The 14,411-nt window shown below is 71.7% G+C and carries 13 protein-coding genes, 1 pseudogene and 1 riboswitch; of the genes and pseudogenes, 10 read left to right on the top strand and 4 right to left on the bottom strand.

Annotated features, from left to right (window positions below):
* The 9 genes and pseudogenes from GTW43_RS38110 to GTW43_RS17990 all read left to right on the top strand — a co-directional run.
* A pseudogene (locus GTW43_RS38110) lies at positions 1–157 on the top strand (hydrolase); the annotation flags it as partial.
* Between the two features lie 252 nt (positions 158–409).
* Positions 410–1,081: an RNA polymerase sigma factor SigR gene (sigR, locus tag GTW43_RS18025; protein WP_343246011.1), complete on the top strand. Its 672-nt coding sequence runs from the start codon at positions 410–412 to the stop codon at positions 1,079–1,081.
* A complete protein-coding gene (gene rsrA / locus GTW43_RS18020; protein WP_161302454.1) occupies positions 1,078–1,374 on the top strand; it encodes a mycothiol system anti-sigma-R factor in 297 nt (98 codons plus the stop codon). Before sigR ends, rsrA begins: the two co-directional genes overlap by 4 nt.
* Positions 1,375–1,614: 240 nt before the next feature.
* Entirely contained in the window at positions 1,615–2,946 is a 1,332-nt protein-coding gene (locus GTW43_RS18015) for an HD-GYP domain-containing protein (RefSeq protein ID WP_161302456.1), read from the top strand.
* 71 nt (positions 2,947–3,017) lie between these two features.
* Positions 3,018–4,235: an HD domain-containing protein gene (locus tag GTW43_RS18010; protein ID WP_343246012.1), complete on the top strand. Its 1,218-nt coding sequence runs from the start codon at positions 3,018–3,020 to the stop codon at positions 4,233–4,235.
* A gap of 108 nt (positions 4,236–4,343) precedes the next feature.
* The gene (locus GTW43_RS18005) at positions 4,344–5,324 is read left to right on the top strand and encodes a tetratricopeptide repeat protein (protein WP_161302458.1); all 981 of its coding nucleotides are present in this window, start codon (positions 4,344–4,346) and stop codon (positions 5,322–5,324) included.
* A gap of 85 nt (positions 5,325–5,409) precedes the next feature.
* On the top strand, positions 5,410–6,060 hold the full coding sequence (gene def / locus GTW43_RS18000) for a peptide deformylase (protein WP_161302459.1): 651 nt from the start codon (positions 5,410–5,412) through the stop codon (positions 6,058–6,060).
* A gap of 349 nt (positions 6,061–6,409) precedes the next feature.
* Positions 6,410–7,519 (top strand): multidrug MFS transporter, encoded by a 1,110-nt coding sequence (locus GTW43_RS17995; RefSeq protein ID WP_343246043.1) that lies wholly within the window; start codon positions 6,410–6,412, stop codon positions 7,517–7,519.
* Positions 7,516–8,889 (top strand): cytochrome P450, encoded by a 1,374-nt coding sequence (locus tag GTW43_RS17990; RefSeq protein ID WP_161303040.1) that lies wholly within the window; start codon positions 7,516–7,518, stop codon positions 8,887–8,889. Before GTW43_RS17995 ends, GTW43_RS17990 begins: the two co-directional genes overlap by 4 nt.
* 42 nt (positions 8,890–8,931) lie before the next feature.
* On the opposite strand, the gene GTW43_RS17985 is transcribed toward GTW43_RS17990, so the two are convergent.
* Positions 8,932–9,894, bottom strand: coding sequence for a helix-turn-helix domain-containing protein (locus GTW43_RS17985; RefSeq protein ID WP_161303039.1), 963 nt, complete (start codon positions 9,892–9,894; stop codon positions 8,932–8,934).
* 94 nt (positions 9,895–9,988) lie between these two features.
* Here GTW43_RS17985 and GTW43_RS17980 point away from each other — a divergent pair, with 94 nt between their 5' ends.
* Positions 9,989–10,156 (top strand): hypothetical protein, encoded by a 168-nt coding sequence (locus tag GTW43_RS17980; RefSeq protein ID WP_161303038.1) that lies wholly within the window; start codon positions 9,989–9,991, stop codon positions 10,154–10,156.
* Here GTW43_RS17980 and GTW43_RS17975 read toward each other — a convergent pair.
* The 3 genes from GTW43_RS17975 to GTW43_RS17965 form a co-directional block, all read right to left on the bottom strand.
* Positions 10,153–11,187, bottom strand: a complete 1,035-nt coding sequence (locus GTW43_RS17975) for a ribonucleotide-diphosphate reductase subunit beta (protein ID WP_202501594.1) — start codon at positions 11,185–11,187, stop codon at positions 10,153–10,155. The two genes, GTW43_RS17980 and GTW43_RS17975, sit on opposite strands and share 4 nt — an antisense overlap.
* Complete coding sequence (locus tag GTW43_RS17970; RefSeq protein ID WP_161303037.1) at positions 11,187–13,568, bottom strand: ribonucleoside-diphosphate reductase subunit alpha; 2,382 nt, start codon at positions 13,566–13,568, stop codon at positions 11,187–11,189. The genes GTW43_RS17975 and GTW43_RS17970 overlap by 1 nt, the downstream gene beginning before the upstream one ends.
* 123 nt (positions 13,569–13,691) lie before the next feature.
* Positions 13,692–13,831, bottom strand: a riboswitch (cobalamin riboswitch).
* Between the two features lie 35 nt (positions 13,832–13,866).
* Positions 13,867–14,411: nucleoside hydrolase (locus tag GTW43_RS17965; protein WP_161303036.1), on the bottom strand; the 545-nt coding region annotated here is incomplete at its 5' end.

Here is a 14,411-nt window from a genome sequence, read left to right as displayed (position 1 = left end):
GTTCCCGGAGCGTTCCGGGCCCGGCGACTACGAGCTCGTCGAAGTGCCTTACGGGGACCACGGGTTCGCGGTGCCGAAGCGGGCGCCCGTCGGCGCGGAGGAGACGCTGGGGACGATCACCGGGGCCGTCGCGGGGTGGGCTCGGTCACTTCGTTAGGCCGGGTCCGCGCCGCGGGAATGCCGCGGCCGGGATCGCTGTTGTGCGGATTGTCGGTGCACAGTCGTACGAGAGGAAGTCCGCCGCATGGGTTCGACCATCTGCCCGAGCCGCGCCACCGCTCCTGACCTGGAGTGGAGCGTGCTGAGCGCGGCCAAGAACGCTCCTCTTCGGGCGGCGGGCGGACCGGATCGTCGTCTATCCTCCGATTCGAGTGGGACCTCTCCGGGTCTCGCGACGTCGTCGGAGGAGGTGGGTCCGGTCGCAGGGACCGACGCAGGGACCGAAAACGGCCAGGCGGACCAGCCCGTGCCCGCGGAGTCGGCTGCCGAGCGCAGCGCGCGCTTCGAGCGGGACGCGCTGGAATTCCTCGACCAGATGTACTCCGCCGCCCTGCGCATGACGCGCAACCCGGCGGACGCGGAGGACCTGGTCCAGGAGACGTACGCGAAGGCGTACGCGTCGTTCCACCAGTTCCGCGAGGGCACGAACCTCAAGGCGTGGCTGTACCGGATCCTGACGAACACCTTCATCAACTCGTACCGCAAGAAGCAGCGCGAGCCCCAGCGCAGTGCGGCCGAGGAGATCGAGGACTGGCAGCTGGCACGGGCCGAGTCGCACATGTCGACCGGTCTGCGCTCCGCCGAGTCGCAGGCGCTCGACCACCTGCCCGACTCGGACGTGAAGCAGGCGCTGCAGGCGATTCCCGAGGAATTCCGCATCGCCGTGTATCTCGCGGACGTAGAGGGCTTTGCGTACAAGGAGATCGCGGACATCATGGGGACACCCATCGGGACGGTGATGTCCCGGCTCCACCGGGGCCGTCGCCAGCTGCGCGGCATGCTCGAGGACTACGCCCGTGACCGCGGGCTCGTCCCCGCCGGTGCCGGAGAGTCGAACGAAGCGAAAGGCTCGGGCTCATGAGCTGCGGAGAGCCGCACGAGACGGACTGCAGTGAAGTTCTCGATCATCTCTACGAGTTCCTGGACCACGAGATGCCGGACTCGGACTGCACCAAGTTCGAGGTGCACTTCGAGGAGTGCTCCCCGTGTCTGGAGAAGTACGGCCTCGAGCAGGCCGTGAAGAAGCTGGTGAAGCGGTGCTGCGGGCACGACGACGTGCCGGCCGACCTGCGGGCGAAGGTCATGGGCCGGATCGACCTGATCCGCTCCGGTGACGTCACCCCGGAGGACGGCTTCGGGAACTCGCTCGCCTGAGCGAGCGGATCCGGCCGTCCGGCCGGGTGTACGACCCGGCCGGGGCGCTGCGACCGCCCGCCGGAAGTGCCGTGCGGTACGCGGGAGTTCGTCTCCCGCGTCAGCTCCGTGCGTCAGTCGGTTCACCCGATCGTGCTAATCCGGGGCCCTCGGCCCCGGTATTCCCCCCGATGCGTCCCCGGTGACGCGGCGACCGTCCTATTCTCCGTGAACTGAACGCCACGGGGAGGGAGTTGGGGCATGCGGTCGGTTCCGCCGGTGGCCTGCGCCTTCGTGCTCCTCGCCCTGGGTGCGGGCCTCGTCTGTGCCGCCCCCGCGCTCGCCGCGGACACCGCCTGGCCCGCGCTCGCCCTGCTCGCCGCGGTCTACGCGGGCTGCGAGCACGCGGGCCGTTGCCGGATCATCGGGCGGCGGGCTCCCCGGGACATGGGCACGTTCTTTCCCGTCCTGCTTGCAGGAGCGTTTCTGCTTCCCCCGGCCGCCGCCGCGCTCGTCGCCGTCCCCGGCGCCCTGCTCGCCCGGGTCGACCAGCGGCCCAGAGCGCTGCGCCGGATGTGGCGCCCCGCCCGGCTCGCGCTCGCCGGCTGGGCCGCCGCCCAGGCCTTCGACCGGCTCGGCGGCGCAGCAGCCGTCTCCGCGCCCCGTCTCCCGTACGCGCTCGTGCCCTGCGGAGCGGGCGCGCTCGTCTTCTGCGCCGTGCTCACCCTCCTCGACGGCGGCATCCGCGTGACGGCCGAGCGGGTCCCGCCCCGCACCGCCTGGCGCGGTCTCTTCCCGCGCACCCTCGCCCCCGTCGCCGTGCACGGACTCGCCGGGATGATGATGGCGGTCCTGTGGGCCGGTCCGTACGGGCCGTTCGCCTCGCTGCTCGTCCTGCTGCCGATGTACATCTCCTGCTGGGTCTTCGCCCAGTACCAGCGCGAGCGCGCCGCCCACCAGGCCACCATCAGGGCGCTGGTCCAGGCCGTCGACATCAAGGACGGCTACACCCGCGGCCACAGCGAGCGCGTCGGCCAGGCCTCGATGCTGATCGCCCGTGAGCTCGGGATGGCCGAGGACCGCGTCGAGGTGCTGCGCTTCGCCGGGATCCTGCACGACGTCGGCAAGCTCGGCGTCCCCACCCGGCTGCTGCGCAAGGACGGCCCGCTGACGCCCGAGGAGCGCAAGGTGATCGAACTGCATCCCGAGTACGGGCACGAGATGGTGCGCGGCATCGGGTTCCTCGGCGAGGCCCGCGCCGCGATCCTGCACCACCACGAGCGGCTCGACGGCAGCGGCTACCCGTACGGGCTCGCCGGTGACCGCATCCCCGAGTTCGCCCGGGTCGTCGCGGTCGCCGACGCCTTCGACGCCATGACGTCCACCCGGACCTACTCGCGCGCCCGGCCGGTCCCCGTCGCACTGGCCGAACTGGAGCGGTGCGCCGGGTCCCAGTTCGACCCGCAGATGGTCGGCGCACTGGGGCGGGTGCTCGGCCGCGACGGCTGGCACCCGGTCGTCACGGCCGACGAGACCCTGCCGCCCGCCCCGCGCACCGAGTCCGTGCCCGCCCCGGGGGCGGCCACGCCGTGACGGGGCGCGTGCCACGCGGACCCGCGCCCCGCACCAGGGCGCCCCGGCCGTGCTCCCCGCTCGTCGTGGGCGTGCACACCGTCGCGGCGGCCCTCGCGCTCGTCGCCCTCGCCGTGACCGCCTGGCGGGGTGTCGAGGACCGTGGTGTCGCGCTCGCCTTCGGAGTCCTGGTCGCGGTCGGCGAGCTCGCCCGCTGGGGCCGGACCGGCGACCGCGAGCCCGCACCGCTCGGCACCGCGGGCGCCCTCGCGTACGCCCTGCTCGGCGAGGTCGCCGGTGACTCGGCCCGGCACGGGACGTTCCAGATCGTCGCCGTCACCCTGGCGGGCGCGCTCGTCGGCTGTGTCCCGCACATCGCGCGCGGCACCGGACCGACCGCCGACCAGATGGCCCGCCGCGTCCTCACCGTCGGCTTCGCCGCCGTCTGCTTCCAGCCGCTCTACGCCCAGGGCCGGCTCGCCCAGTGGGTCGGCGACGGACCCGGCTACGCGCTCCTCGTCGTCGGCCTGCTGGCCCTGATCGCCCTGTGCGACGCCGTGCTCGCCGCCGTCCTCGCGCACGCCCGCACCGGCTGGCCGTTCGGCCCGCTGCTGCGCGACGAGCTGCGGGCCGTGCCCGGCATCGGCTCCGCGGTCTGCGCGACCGGGGCGGTGAGCGCCCTGGCCGTCGCCGTCGCCGGGCTGTGGGCCCTGCCCGTGATCAGCCTGCCGCTCCTGCTGACCCAGCTGGCCTTCCGGCGCTACGCCTCGGTCCGGGCCACCTACCGGCAGACCATCGCCTCGCTGGCCCGCGCCACCGAGATCGCCGGGTACACGCCGCACGGGCACGCCCTGCGGGTGGCCGCGCTGAGCCGCGCCGTGGGGCGCGACCTGGGCCTGTCGGAGCCCGAGCTGACCGTCCTGGAGTACGCCGCCCTCATGCACGACATCGGCCAGCTCTCGCTGCTCGACCCGGTGACCGACGGCGCCACCGCCGCGCTGCCCGCCGACCGGCAGCGCCGGATCGCCCTGCTCGGCGGCGCCGTGGTCCGGCAGACCGGGGTGGACGCCCGCGTCGCCACGGTGGTCGAGCGGCAGGCCGACCCGTACCGTGAGCAGCCAGTCGCCGCGCGCATCGTGCGGGCGGCCAACGCGTACGAGGAGATGGCGAGGGAAGAGGGTCCCCAGGGGCCGCTTGCGGCCCTGGAACGGCTCCGTCTCGGCACCGGCCGCGATTATCAGCCAGAGGTGGTGGAAGCCCTGGCCAGAGTGGTCTCGCGGCCCGGTCTGAGCCTGGGGCAGGCTGGGTAACCCGTGGGTAATGAGCGGGCGTCCGACCGTCCGTGGTTGGATGCGAATGAGCCCGAAGAACAGGGTGTGTCCGGGGGCACAGGCCTCGAGAATCGGCAGGCGGGAATCGTGAGGATCTTCGGCAAGGGACGGCACCGGCCCTCGGCCTCGTGGCGACAGGCCACGGACCGCGCGTTCACGCTGATCGGTGACGGCCGGTACGAGGACGCGGGCGCACTGCTCACCCGCGCCGCGGACCTGGAGCCGTGGCTCTCCGAGTCCTGGTTCAATCTGGCGCTGCTGCACAAGTTCCGGCACGACTGGGAGCAGGCGCGCAGCGCGGGCCTGCGCGCCGTGGCCCTGCTCGAGCGCGAGACCGGCGCCCCGGACTGGTGGAACGTGGGCATCGCCGCCACCGCCCTGCAGGACTGGCCGCTGGCCCGGCGGGCCTGGCAGGCGTACGGCCTGAAGGTCCCGGGCGGCGCGGCCGTCGCGGGCGAGCCGACCGGCATGGACCTGGGCAGCGCCGCGGTGCGGCTGTCCCCGGAGGGCGAGGCCGAGGTCGTCTGGGGGCGCCGGCTCGACCCCGCGCGTATCGAGGTGCTCTCCATCCCGCTGCCGTCCTCGGGGCGGCGCTGGGGCGAGGTCGTGCTGCACGACGGCGTCCCGCACGGCGAGCGGACGACGGCGACCGGGCACGCGTACCCCGTGTTCGACGAGATCGAGCTGTGGGCGCCGTCGCCGGTGCCGACCTGGGTCGTGCTCCTGGAGGCGGAGGCCGAGTCCGACCGGGACGCGCTGGAGCGCCTGGCGGCGGACGCCGGGTTCGCGGCGGAGGACTGGTCGTCGTCGGTGCGGCTGCTGTGCCGCACGTGCTCGGAGTCGCGGATGCCGTCGGACGAGGGGGACGGGACGCACCTGGACCCGCACGACCACAGCGAGCCGGGGCACCCCGGGCCGCTGGGGCACCGCACCGACGGTCAGCTGTGGGTGCCGGAGCGGGAGTGCGGCGTGGCCGCGCCGGCCTCGCTGGTGCGGGGGCTGCTGGACGGCTGGGTCGCGGACGCGCCGGACTCACGCGACTGGCGGGACCTCGAAGAGGTCTGCTGACGCCGTTCCGGCCGCCGCCGCGGGCCGGGGGCCCCGTACCCTGTAAGGGCACCGTTCCCGTATCTCAGGAAGGCTCACGTCCCTCATGGCGCAGCAGGACACCGAGAAGCAGCACGCCGGCGTGCTCCCCGTGGACGACGAGGGCTTCGTCATCGACACCGAGGACTGTGAGGCGCGGGAGGCGGCGTACCGGGAGCGGGGCACCTCGCGTCCGATCACGGTCGTCGGGAACCCGGTGCTGCACAAGGAGTGCCAGGACGTCACCACGTTCGGCCCCGAGCTCGAGACCCTGGTCGACGACATGTTCGCCAGCCAGCGCACCGCCGAGGGCGTGGGCCTCGCGGCCAACCAGATCGGCGTGGGCCTGAAGGTCTTCGTCTACGACTGCCCGGACGACGAGGGCGTGCGCCACACCGGCGTCGTGTGCAACCCGGTGCTCCAGGAGCTGCCCGCGGACCGCCGCCGCCTCGACGACTCCAACGAGGGCTGCCTGTCCGTGCCGACCGCGTACGCGGAGCTGGCCCGGCCCGACTACGCGGTGGTCACCGGCCAGGACGAGAAGGGCAACGCGATCACGGTGCGCGGCACGGGCTACTTCGCGCGCTGCCTCCAGCACGAGACGGACCACCTGTACGGCTACCTGTACATCGACCGCCTGTCGAAGCGTGAGCGGAAGAACGCCCTGAAGCAGATGGAGGAGGGCACCCCGCGGTACGAGGTGGTGCCCAACGCGTAGCACCGACTCCCGCCCCGCAGGGGCCGGTTGAGCGTCGAGCGGCGCCCGGTACGGATCACATCCGGCCGGGCGCCGTCGTGTCGGGTCCGCCGACGTCTACGGCCCGGTGTACGGGATGTGTACCGGAACCGGTCGCGGGCGGGCGCTTGTGCGAACAGGATCGGCCGCAGGTGACCCAGATTCGGTCATGTAAGGGGACGATTCCGGCGGAGGGGGGTAGTGAGGGGAGCAAATCCGTTCCCAGAACGGTCAGTTGTGGTGCTGAATAGAAAGCGCGGGGATACGCAACGGCGCGCGCCCGGCACAGCCGGCGGGCGTACGCCGACAGGTGGCAGAGAGGGGTTTGTTCGTGGCTGCTTATCCGGAGACCGTGGTCCCACCGGCGCTGGCGCTGCCTGCGATCGAGGATGCGTTTCCTCGCAACCTGCACCCGTATTGGCCCAGGCTTCAGGAGAAGACCCGCTCCTGGCTGCTGGAGAAACGACTGATGCCCGCCGACAAGGTGGAGAAATATGCCGATGGCCTGTGCTACACGGACCTGATGGCGGGCTACTACCTCGGCGCGCCGGACGACGTGCTGTCGGCGATCTGCGACTACAGCGCGTGGTTCTTCGTCTGGGACGACCGGCACGACCGCGACGTGATCCACGGAAGGACGGCGAGCTGGCGGCGGCTCGCCGTCCAGCTGCACGCGGCCACCGAGGCCCCGCAGCTCCATCTCGAGCACAAGGACCCGCTGGTCGCGGGCTTCGCGGAGAGCGTCGACCGGCTCTACGGCTCCCTGAGCCGGACCTGGAACGCACGCTTCGCCCGGCACTTCCACGTCGTGATCGACGCGTACGACCAGGAGTTCCACAACCGGATGACCGGTACGGTCCCGACGGTGGACGAGTACATCGCCCTGCGCAGGAACACGTTCGCGCACTGGATCTGGCTCGACCTGCTGGAGCCGACCGCGCGGTACGAACTGCCGTCCTGGGTCAGGAAGAACGAGTCGTTCATCCGTGCGGCACTTGCCTGCCAGGATTTCGCCGCGTGGTACAACGACCTCTGCTCACTCCCCAAAGAACTCGCCGGAGAAGAACTCCACAATCTCGGGATAAGCCTCATCAAGCACGAGGGCCTTTCCCTCCAGGAAGCCGTGGTGGAAGTCCGCCGAAGGGTGCAGGGCACCATCGACGATTTCCTCGCGGCCGAAGAGGAAGTGGAGCGGATAGCCGAATCCACCGAGCAGTTGGGGGAGTACGGAAAAGAACTCGCGGACGCCATCAGGTCGTGCGTGGGGAATATGCGGAACTGGTTCAGTTCCGTCTACTGGTTCCATCACGAATCGGGCCGTTATGCGGTGGACAGCTGGGACGACCGGTCCACCCCGCCGTACGTCAGCGACGAACGGCCCGAGGCACCGTCCGACACACAGCCCGACGAACAGCCCGATCAGGTGGGTGAATGCGCATGACCGTCGACTCGACCCTGGGGGCCCGGCCGGCCGACCCCGGCGCGCCGCCGCTCGCACCCGGCGCCGTGCCGATGCTCGGCCACGCCGGGAGCCTGCTGCGTGATCCGCTCGGCTTCCTCACCGCACTGCGCGAGGGCGGTGACGTGGTCCGGCTGCGGCTCGGCCCGCGCACGGCCTACGCGGTGTGCGACCCGTCGCTCGTCGCCGCGCTCCTGCGGAGCCCGGACTTCGCCGTCGGCGGACCCCTGTGGGACACCATGGGCGTCCTGCTCGGCAAGGGCGTCGCGACCAGCAACGGCGCGCTGCACCGGCGTCAGCGCAGGGCCGTCCAGCCCGCGTTCCGGATGGACCGGATCCACGACTACGCGGCCGTCATGGAGGACGAGGCGCGCCGCACGGCCGACCGGTGGACCGACGGGGAGACGGTCGACCTCGGCGCCGAGGTGTTCCGCACGGCGACCCGCGTCGTGGCGCGCTCCCTGCTCCGGGTGGACTCCATCGACGAGCGGGCCGACCGGCTCGCCGCGGCCCTGCACACGGTCTTCGAGGGGCTGTACCGGCGGATGATCCTCTCCTTCGGCCCGCTCTACCGGCTGCCGCTTCCGGCCAATCGCCGGTTCGAGCATGCGTTGGCCGATCTGCACCGCATGGTCGACGAGATCATCGCCGAGCGCAGGGCGGCGACGGCTTCGGGCGTGGCGACGGACGACCTCCTCGCCGCGCTTCTCGACGACCGAGACGAAAACGGGGAACCGGTCGACGAACAGGAGGTCCACGATCAGGTCGTGTCGCTCGTCGTGGCGGGCGCCGAGAATGTGGCGAAGACCCTGACATGGGTCTTTCAGCTCCTCGCCGAACACCCCGAGCACGAAAAGCGGTTGAGCGAAGAAGTTGAATCCGTGACAGGCGGACGCCGACCGGTCGCATTCGGTGATCTGGGTGAACTCGCATATATGCGGAACCTCATCACCGAGTCGATGCGGATACGTCCCGCCGTGTGGATACTCACCCGGCTCGCGACCGTCGACACGACACTCGGTGGGTATCGCATTCCGGCCGGTACGGACATTCTCTACAGCCCGCTGGCCATGCAGCGTGATCCCCGCGCATTCACCGACCATCTGTCCTTCGACCCGGACCGGTGGCTGCCGGAGCGGGCCGCCGACGTCACGCCCGCCGCCCACGCCCCCTTCAGCGTCGGCAACCGCAAGTGCCCCGGGGACCACTTCAGCATGGCCGAGATGGCCGTGATCCTCGGCACGGTGGTGCAGAAGTGGCGCCTGGTGGCCACCGAGGAGACGGACAGCACGGCCCGCATCGGGATCACGCTCCAGCCCAGGTCGGCGCGGCTCCAGGTGCGGGCGCGGTAGCGCCGGACAGATCCTGGGGTGCCGCTCGGGGGCCGGTCGGGGTCAGGCCGCCGAGCGCACCCGGAAGGTCCGCCGGAAGGCGTTCGGTGTCGTGCCGAGCGCCTTCATGAACTGGTGGCGCATCGCCGCCGCGTTGCCGAAACCGGCGCGCGCGGCGATCGCGTCCACCGTCTCGTCCGTGCGCTCCAGCAACTCCTGGGCGAGCAGGACCCGTTGCCGCAGCAGCCAGCGGTAGGGGGTGGTGCCCGTCTCCTGCTGGAAGCGGCGGGCGAAGGTCCGCGGCGACATGTGCGCCCGCGCCGCCAGCTCCTCCACGGACACCGGCTCGTCGAGGTGCCGCTCCATCCACACGAGCACGTCGCCGACGGTGTCGCAGCGTGCCGCAGGCAGCGGCCGCTCCACGTACTGCGCCTGGCCGCCGTCGCGGTGCGGCGGGACGACCATGCGGCGCGCTATCGCGTTGGCCACCTCCGTGCCGTGCTCGGTGCGCACGATGTGCAGGCAGGCGTCGATCCCGGCGGCCGTGCCCGCCGAGGTCACGACCGGGCCCTCGTCCACGTACAGCACGTCCGGGTCGACCCGGGTGCGCGGGAAGCGGATCCCGAGCTCGCGCGCGTAGCGCCAGTGCACCGCGCAGCGCCGGCCGTCGAGCAGCCCCGCCTCACCGAGCACGAAGACGCCCGCGCACAGGCTCAGGACGCGGGCGCCGCGCTCGACCGCGCGGCGCAGCGCGTCGAGCAGCTCGGGCGGGTAGGCCCCGAAGCGCCGGCCGGCCGAGGGGATCGCGACGAGGTCGGCCTCCTCGAGGCGCTCGAGCCCGTACGGCGTCGAGACCGTCATGCCGGGCACGTGAGTCCCGAGGGACGGGCCCTCGGCGGAGACCACGGCGAAGTCGTACACGGGCAGCCCGGCGTCGCTGCGGTCGAGGCCGAACACTTCGCACACGACGCCGAGTTCGAAGGGGTGCACACCGTCGAGGAGCACTGCGGCCACGTTTTTCAGCATGCCGTCCAGTGTGCCTCAGGCCTGGCAGGAATTCGAGGTTCCATGACAGTCCTGCCACTGCCGGGGTGCGGCGCCCGGCGGGAGAGTGGAGGACATGAACACAGCGATGAACTACCTCGCCGTCCTGTCCGTCTTCCTCCTCCTCGCCGCCCCCTCCCTCTACGGGATCGTCCGCGACCGCCGGATCGACCGGGAGCTCCGCGCGGCCCGGCGGGACGCGGAACGCACCTCCCGCCAGGCCGAGTTCACCAAGGTCGCCTAGAAGTCCTCGTCGAAACCGACCGAGCCCTCCACGGCCACCTGGTACGCCGAGGGCCGGCGCTCGAAGAAGTTGGTCAGTTCCTGGACGCCCTGCAACTCCATGAAGGAGAAGGGGTTCTCGGAGCCGTACACGGGGGCGAAGCCGAGCCGCTGCAGGCGCTGGTCGGCGACGCACTCCAGGTACTGCCGCATCGAGTCCGTGTTCATGCCCGGCAGACCGTCACCGCACAGGTCGCGGCCGAACTGCAGCTCCGCGTCGACCGCCTCCCGCAGCATGTCGGTGACCTGCTGCTCCAGCGCGTCGTCGAACAGCTCCGGCTCCTCCTTGCGGACCGTGTCGACGACGTCGAACGCGAACGACATGTGCATCGTCTCGTCCCGGAACACCCAGTTGGTGCCCGTCGCCAGGCCGTGCAGCAGGCCGCGGCTGCGGAACCAGTACACGTAGGCGAAGGCGCCGTAGAAGAACAGTCCCTCGATGCACGCCGCGAAGCAGATCAGGTTCAGCAGGAAGCGGCGGCGGTCGGCCTGCGTCTCCAGGCGGTCGAGCTTCTCCACCGAGTCCATCCACCGGAAGCAGAACTCGGCCTTCTCGCGGATCGACGGGATGTTCTCCACCGCGGCGAACGCCGCCGCCCGGTCCTGCGGATCGGGCAGATAGGTGTCGAGCAGCGTCAGATAGAACTGGACGTGCACGGCCTCCTCGAACAGCTGCCGCGACAGGTACAGGCGCGCCTCGGGGGAGTTGATGTGCTTGTAGAGGGTGAGCACCAGGTTGTTCGCGACGATCGAGTCACCCGTCGCGAAGAACGCGACCAGACGGCCGATCATGTGCTGCTCACCCGGCGACAGCTTCGCGAGGTCGGCGACGTCCGAGTGGAGGTCGACCTCCTCGACCGTCCACGTGTTCTTGATGGCGTCCCGGTAGCGCTCGTAGAAGTCCGGGTACCGCATGGGGCGCAGGGTCAGCTCGAAGCCCGGGTCGAGGAGGTTCTTCTCGGGAGACGCGGAGGAAGCGGAAGAAGACGTCATTACTGGCAGGCCTCGCAGGACTCGGGGTTTTCCAGGGAACAGGCGACCGCGTCCGGCTCGGACACGGTCTGGACGGGGACCGGGACGGCGGCGCGGCCGGCGGCCCGGGCGATACGCGTCGCGGGGCGCGAGCGCAGGTAGTACGTCGTCTTCAGGCCCGACTTCCAGGCGTACGCGTACATCGAGGAGAGCTTGCCGATGGTCGGCGTCTCCAGGAACAGGTTGAGTGACTGTGCCTGGTCCAGGTACGGGGTGCGGGCCGCCGCCATGTCGATGAGACCGCGCTGGGGGATCTCCCACGCCGTGCGGTACAGCGCGCGGACGTCCTCGGGCACCCAGGTCAGGCCCTGCACCGAGCCGTTGGACTCGCGCAGCGCCTCACGGGTCTGCGCGTCCCACACGCCGAGCTTCTTCAGGTCCTGGACCAGGTACGAGTTGACCTGGAGGAACTCGCCGGAGAGCGTCTCGCGCTTGAACAGGTTGGAGACCTGCGGCTCGATGCACTCGTAGACGCCCGCGATGGACGCGATCGTCGCCGTCGGGGCGATGGCGAGGAGCAGGGAGTTGCGCATCCCGGTCGTGGCGATACGTTCCCGCAGGGCCGCCCAGCGCTCCGGCCAGGTGAACTCGACGCCGTAGTGGTCGGGGTGCAGGACACCCCGCGCCGTGCGGGTCTTCTCCCAGGCCGGCAGCGGGCCGTGCCGCTCGGCGAGGTCCGCCGAGGCCTCGTACGCCGCGAGCATGATCCGCTCGGCGATCCGGGTCGACAGGGCCCGCGCCGCCTCCGAGTCGAACGGCAGGCGCAGCCGGAAGAACACGTCCTGGAGGCCCATCGCCCCCAGGCCCACCGGGCGCCACCGGGCGTTGGAGCGCCCCGCCTGCTCGGTCGGGTAGAAGTTGATGTCGACGACGCGGTCCAGGAAGGTCACGGCCGTGCGGACCGTCTCGTCGAGCCGCGCCCAGTCGAGGTCGCCGCGCTCGGTGTCCACGAAGGCGCCCAGGTTGACCGAGCCGAGGTTGCACACGGCCGTCTCCCCGTCGTCCGTGACCTCCAGGATCTCGGTGCACAGGTTCGAGGAGTGGACGGTGTGGCCGGGCTCCGCCGTCTGGTTGGCGGTGCGGTTGGCCGCGTCCTTGAAGGTCAGCCAGCCGTTCCCGGTCTGCGCGAGGGTGCGCATCATGCGGCCGTACAGATCGCGGGCCGGGATGGTGCGCTGTGCCTTCCCGTCGGCCTCGGCCCGCCGGTACGCGGCGTCGAACTCCTCGCCCCACAGGTCGACGAGCTCGGGCACGTCGGCCGGCGAGAACAGCGACCAGTCGGTGCCCGCGTCGACCCGGCGCATGAACTCGTCCGGGATCCAGTGCGCGAGGTTGAGGTTGTGGGTGCGGCGCGCGTCCTCGCCGGTGTTGTCCCGCAGCTCCAGGAACTCCTCGATGTCGGAGTGCCAGGTCTCCAGGTAGACGGCGGCGGCGCCCTTGCGGCGCCCGCCCTGGTTCACGGCGGCGACCGACGCGTCGAGCGTCTTGAGGAACGGCACGATGCCGTTGGAGTGCCCGTTCGTGCCGCGGATCAGCGAACCCCGGCTGCGGATGCGGGAGTACGAGAGGCCGATGCCACCGGCGTGCTTCGAGAGCCGGGCCACCTGGTGGTAGCGGTCGTAGATCGAGTCCAGCTCGTCGAGCGGCGAGTCGAGGAGGTAGCAGCTCGACATCTGGGGGTGCCGGGTGCCGGAGTTGAAGAGGGTGGGGGAGGAGGGCAGGTAGTCGAGGCGGCTCATCAGGCCGTACAGGGCGGCGACCTCGTCCAGCGCGCGGGCCGAGTCGTCCTCGGCGAGGCCCGCGGCGACCCGGAGCAGGAAGTGCTGCGGCGTCTCGACGACCTTGCGGGTGATCGGGTGGCGCAGCAGGTAGCGACTGTGCAGGGTACGCAGCCCGAAGTAGCCGAAGCGGTCGTCGGCGGCGGTGTCGATCAGCGCGTCGAGCCGCGCGGCGTGCCGGCCGACGAAGTCGGCGGTGCGGTCCGCGACGAGGCCCTCGCGGTGGCCGACCGCGATCGAGCCGGTGAAGGAGGTGACGCCCTGCGAGGCTGCCTCGGCGGCGACGGAGAGGGTGAGCAGCCGGGCGGCGAGCCGGGAGTACACCGGGTCCTCGGAGATGAGACCCGCGGCGGCCTCGGTGGCGAGCTCGCGCAGCTCCGCCTCGTCGGCCCGGGCGGACCGGCCGCGCAGCGCGGCGGCGGCGACCCGGCCGGGGTCGGCGTCGGGCAGGTCGGCGGTCAGCTCGGTCAGCGTGCGCAGCAGCGCGGTGCCGGGGGCGTCGGCCACGGCCTCGGGTGCGGCCTCGGGCGCGGCTGAGACGGGATCGGCGGGCGCGATGGTCACTGGGGGCTCTCCCTCGCTCGGCTCGGGGCCTTGCGAAGGGAGCAGTGGCCCGGGCGCGCACGGGGGCACCCGCGTCACCGGCCCATTCCGCGAGGCCCGGACGTCTGAGACGCCCGGGCCGGTCGGCTCGGGCGCACCGTCGGCAGGTCTTCGGACTCACGCGGCCTTTGCGGCCATACGTTCACCGTTGCGGGACAGCTCCGGACTTGCACCGGATTCCCCTGCGACGACAGCGAGAGCGAGCATACATGTTGTGCCGGACTTCTGTGCCGGGCCCACATGTTGTGTCGCGGCGTGCTCAGACGACGGCGGGCCGCTTCAGGAGCGCGGCCACGAAATCGGCCGTGAAGTCGCGCGGACCGGTGCCCAGGGCCACCCGGCCGCGGTGCGCGGTGCGGGCGGCGACGAGCGGGGACTCGGTGTAGTAGTCGCGCGGGTAGTCGCTGTCGTAGGGGATGAAGACGGTCTTGCCGCGGGTGAGTTCGCTCGCGCACTCCACGACGACCGTGCCGTCGGCGGCGGTGACGAACGACTCGTCCGCGCAGACCCCGACGGCCAGCGGGTCGTGCAGCGGGCTGCCCTCGGCCTCCGGGTACGCGTCGAGGTAGAAGCGCATGAGCCGGGCGGTCAGGGCCTGGCCCTCGCCCGCGTCCTCGAGGACGGCCAGGTGCTCCTTCGTGAAGCGCCAGCCGTGCGTCGCGTCGAGCCCGACCATCGTGTACGGGATGCCCGAGGACACCACGAGGTCCGCGGCGTCCGGGTCGGCCCACGCGTTGAACTCGGCGACCGGCGTGATGTTGCCCGGCACCTCGGCGGCCCCGCCCATGAACACGAGCCGCTTCA

The organism is Streptomyces sp. SID5785 (genome assembly GCF_009870065.1).
Classification (GTDB): domain Bacteria; phylum Actinomycetota; class Actinomycetes; order Streptomycetales; family Streptomycetaceae; genus Streptomyces.
The sequence above is the reverse complement of the archived record's forward strand: the minus strand, read 5'-3'. Positions and strand labels throughout refer to the sequence as shown.

Bases quoted from the DNA above. Each gene is read 5' to 3' on its own strand.
- GTW43_RS17975 (WP_202501594.1), bottom strand. From the start codon at position 11,187: ATGACGTCTTCTTCCGCTTCCTCCGCGTCTCCCGAGAAGAACCTCCTC.
- rsrA (WP_161302454.1), top strand. From the start codon at position 1,078: ATGAGCTGCGGAGAGCCGCACGAGACGGACTGCAGTGAAGTTCTCGAT.
- def (WP_161302459.1), top strand. From the start codon at position 5,410: ATGGCGCAGCAGGACACCGAGAAGCAGCACGCCGGCGTGCTCCCCGTG.
- GTW43_RS17980 (WP_161303038.1), top strand. From the start codon at position 9,989: ATGAACACAGCGATGAACTACCTCGCCGTCCTGTCCGTCTTCCTCCTC.
- GTW43_RS17985 (WP_161303039.1), bottom strand. From the start codon at position 9,894: ATGCTGAAAAACGTGGCCGCAGTGCTCCTCGACGGTGTGCACCCCTTC.
- GTW43_RS17990 (WP_161303040.1), top strand. From the start codon at position 7,516: ATGACCGTCGACTCGACCCTGGGGGCCCGGCCGGCCGACCCCGGCGCG.
- GTW43_RS18015 (WP_161302456.1), top strand. From the start codon at position 1,615: ATGCGGTCGGTTCCGCCGGTGGCCTGCGCCTTCGTGCTCCTCGCCCTG.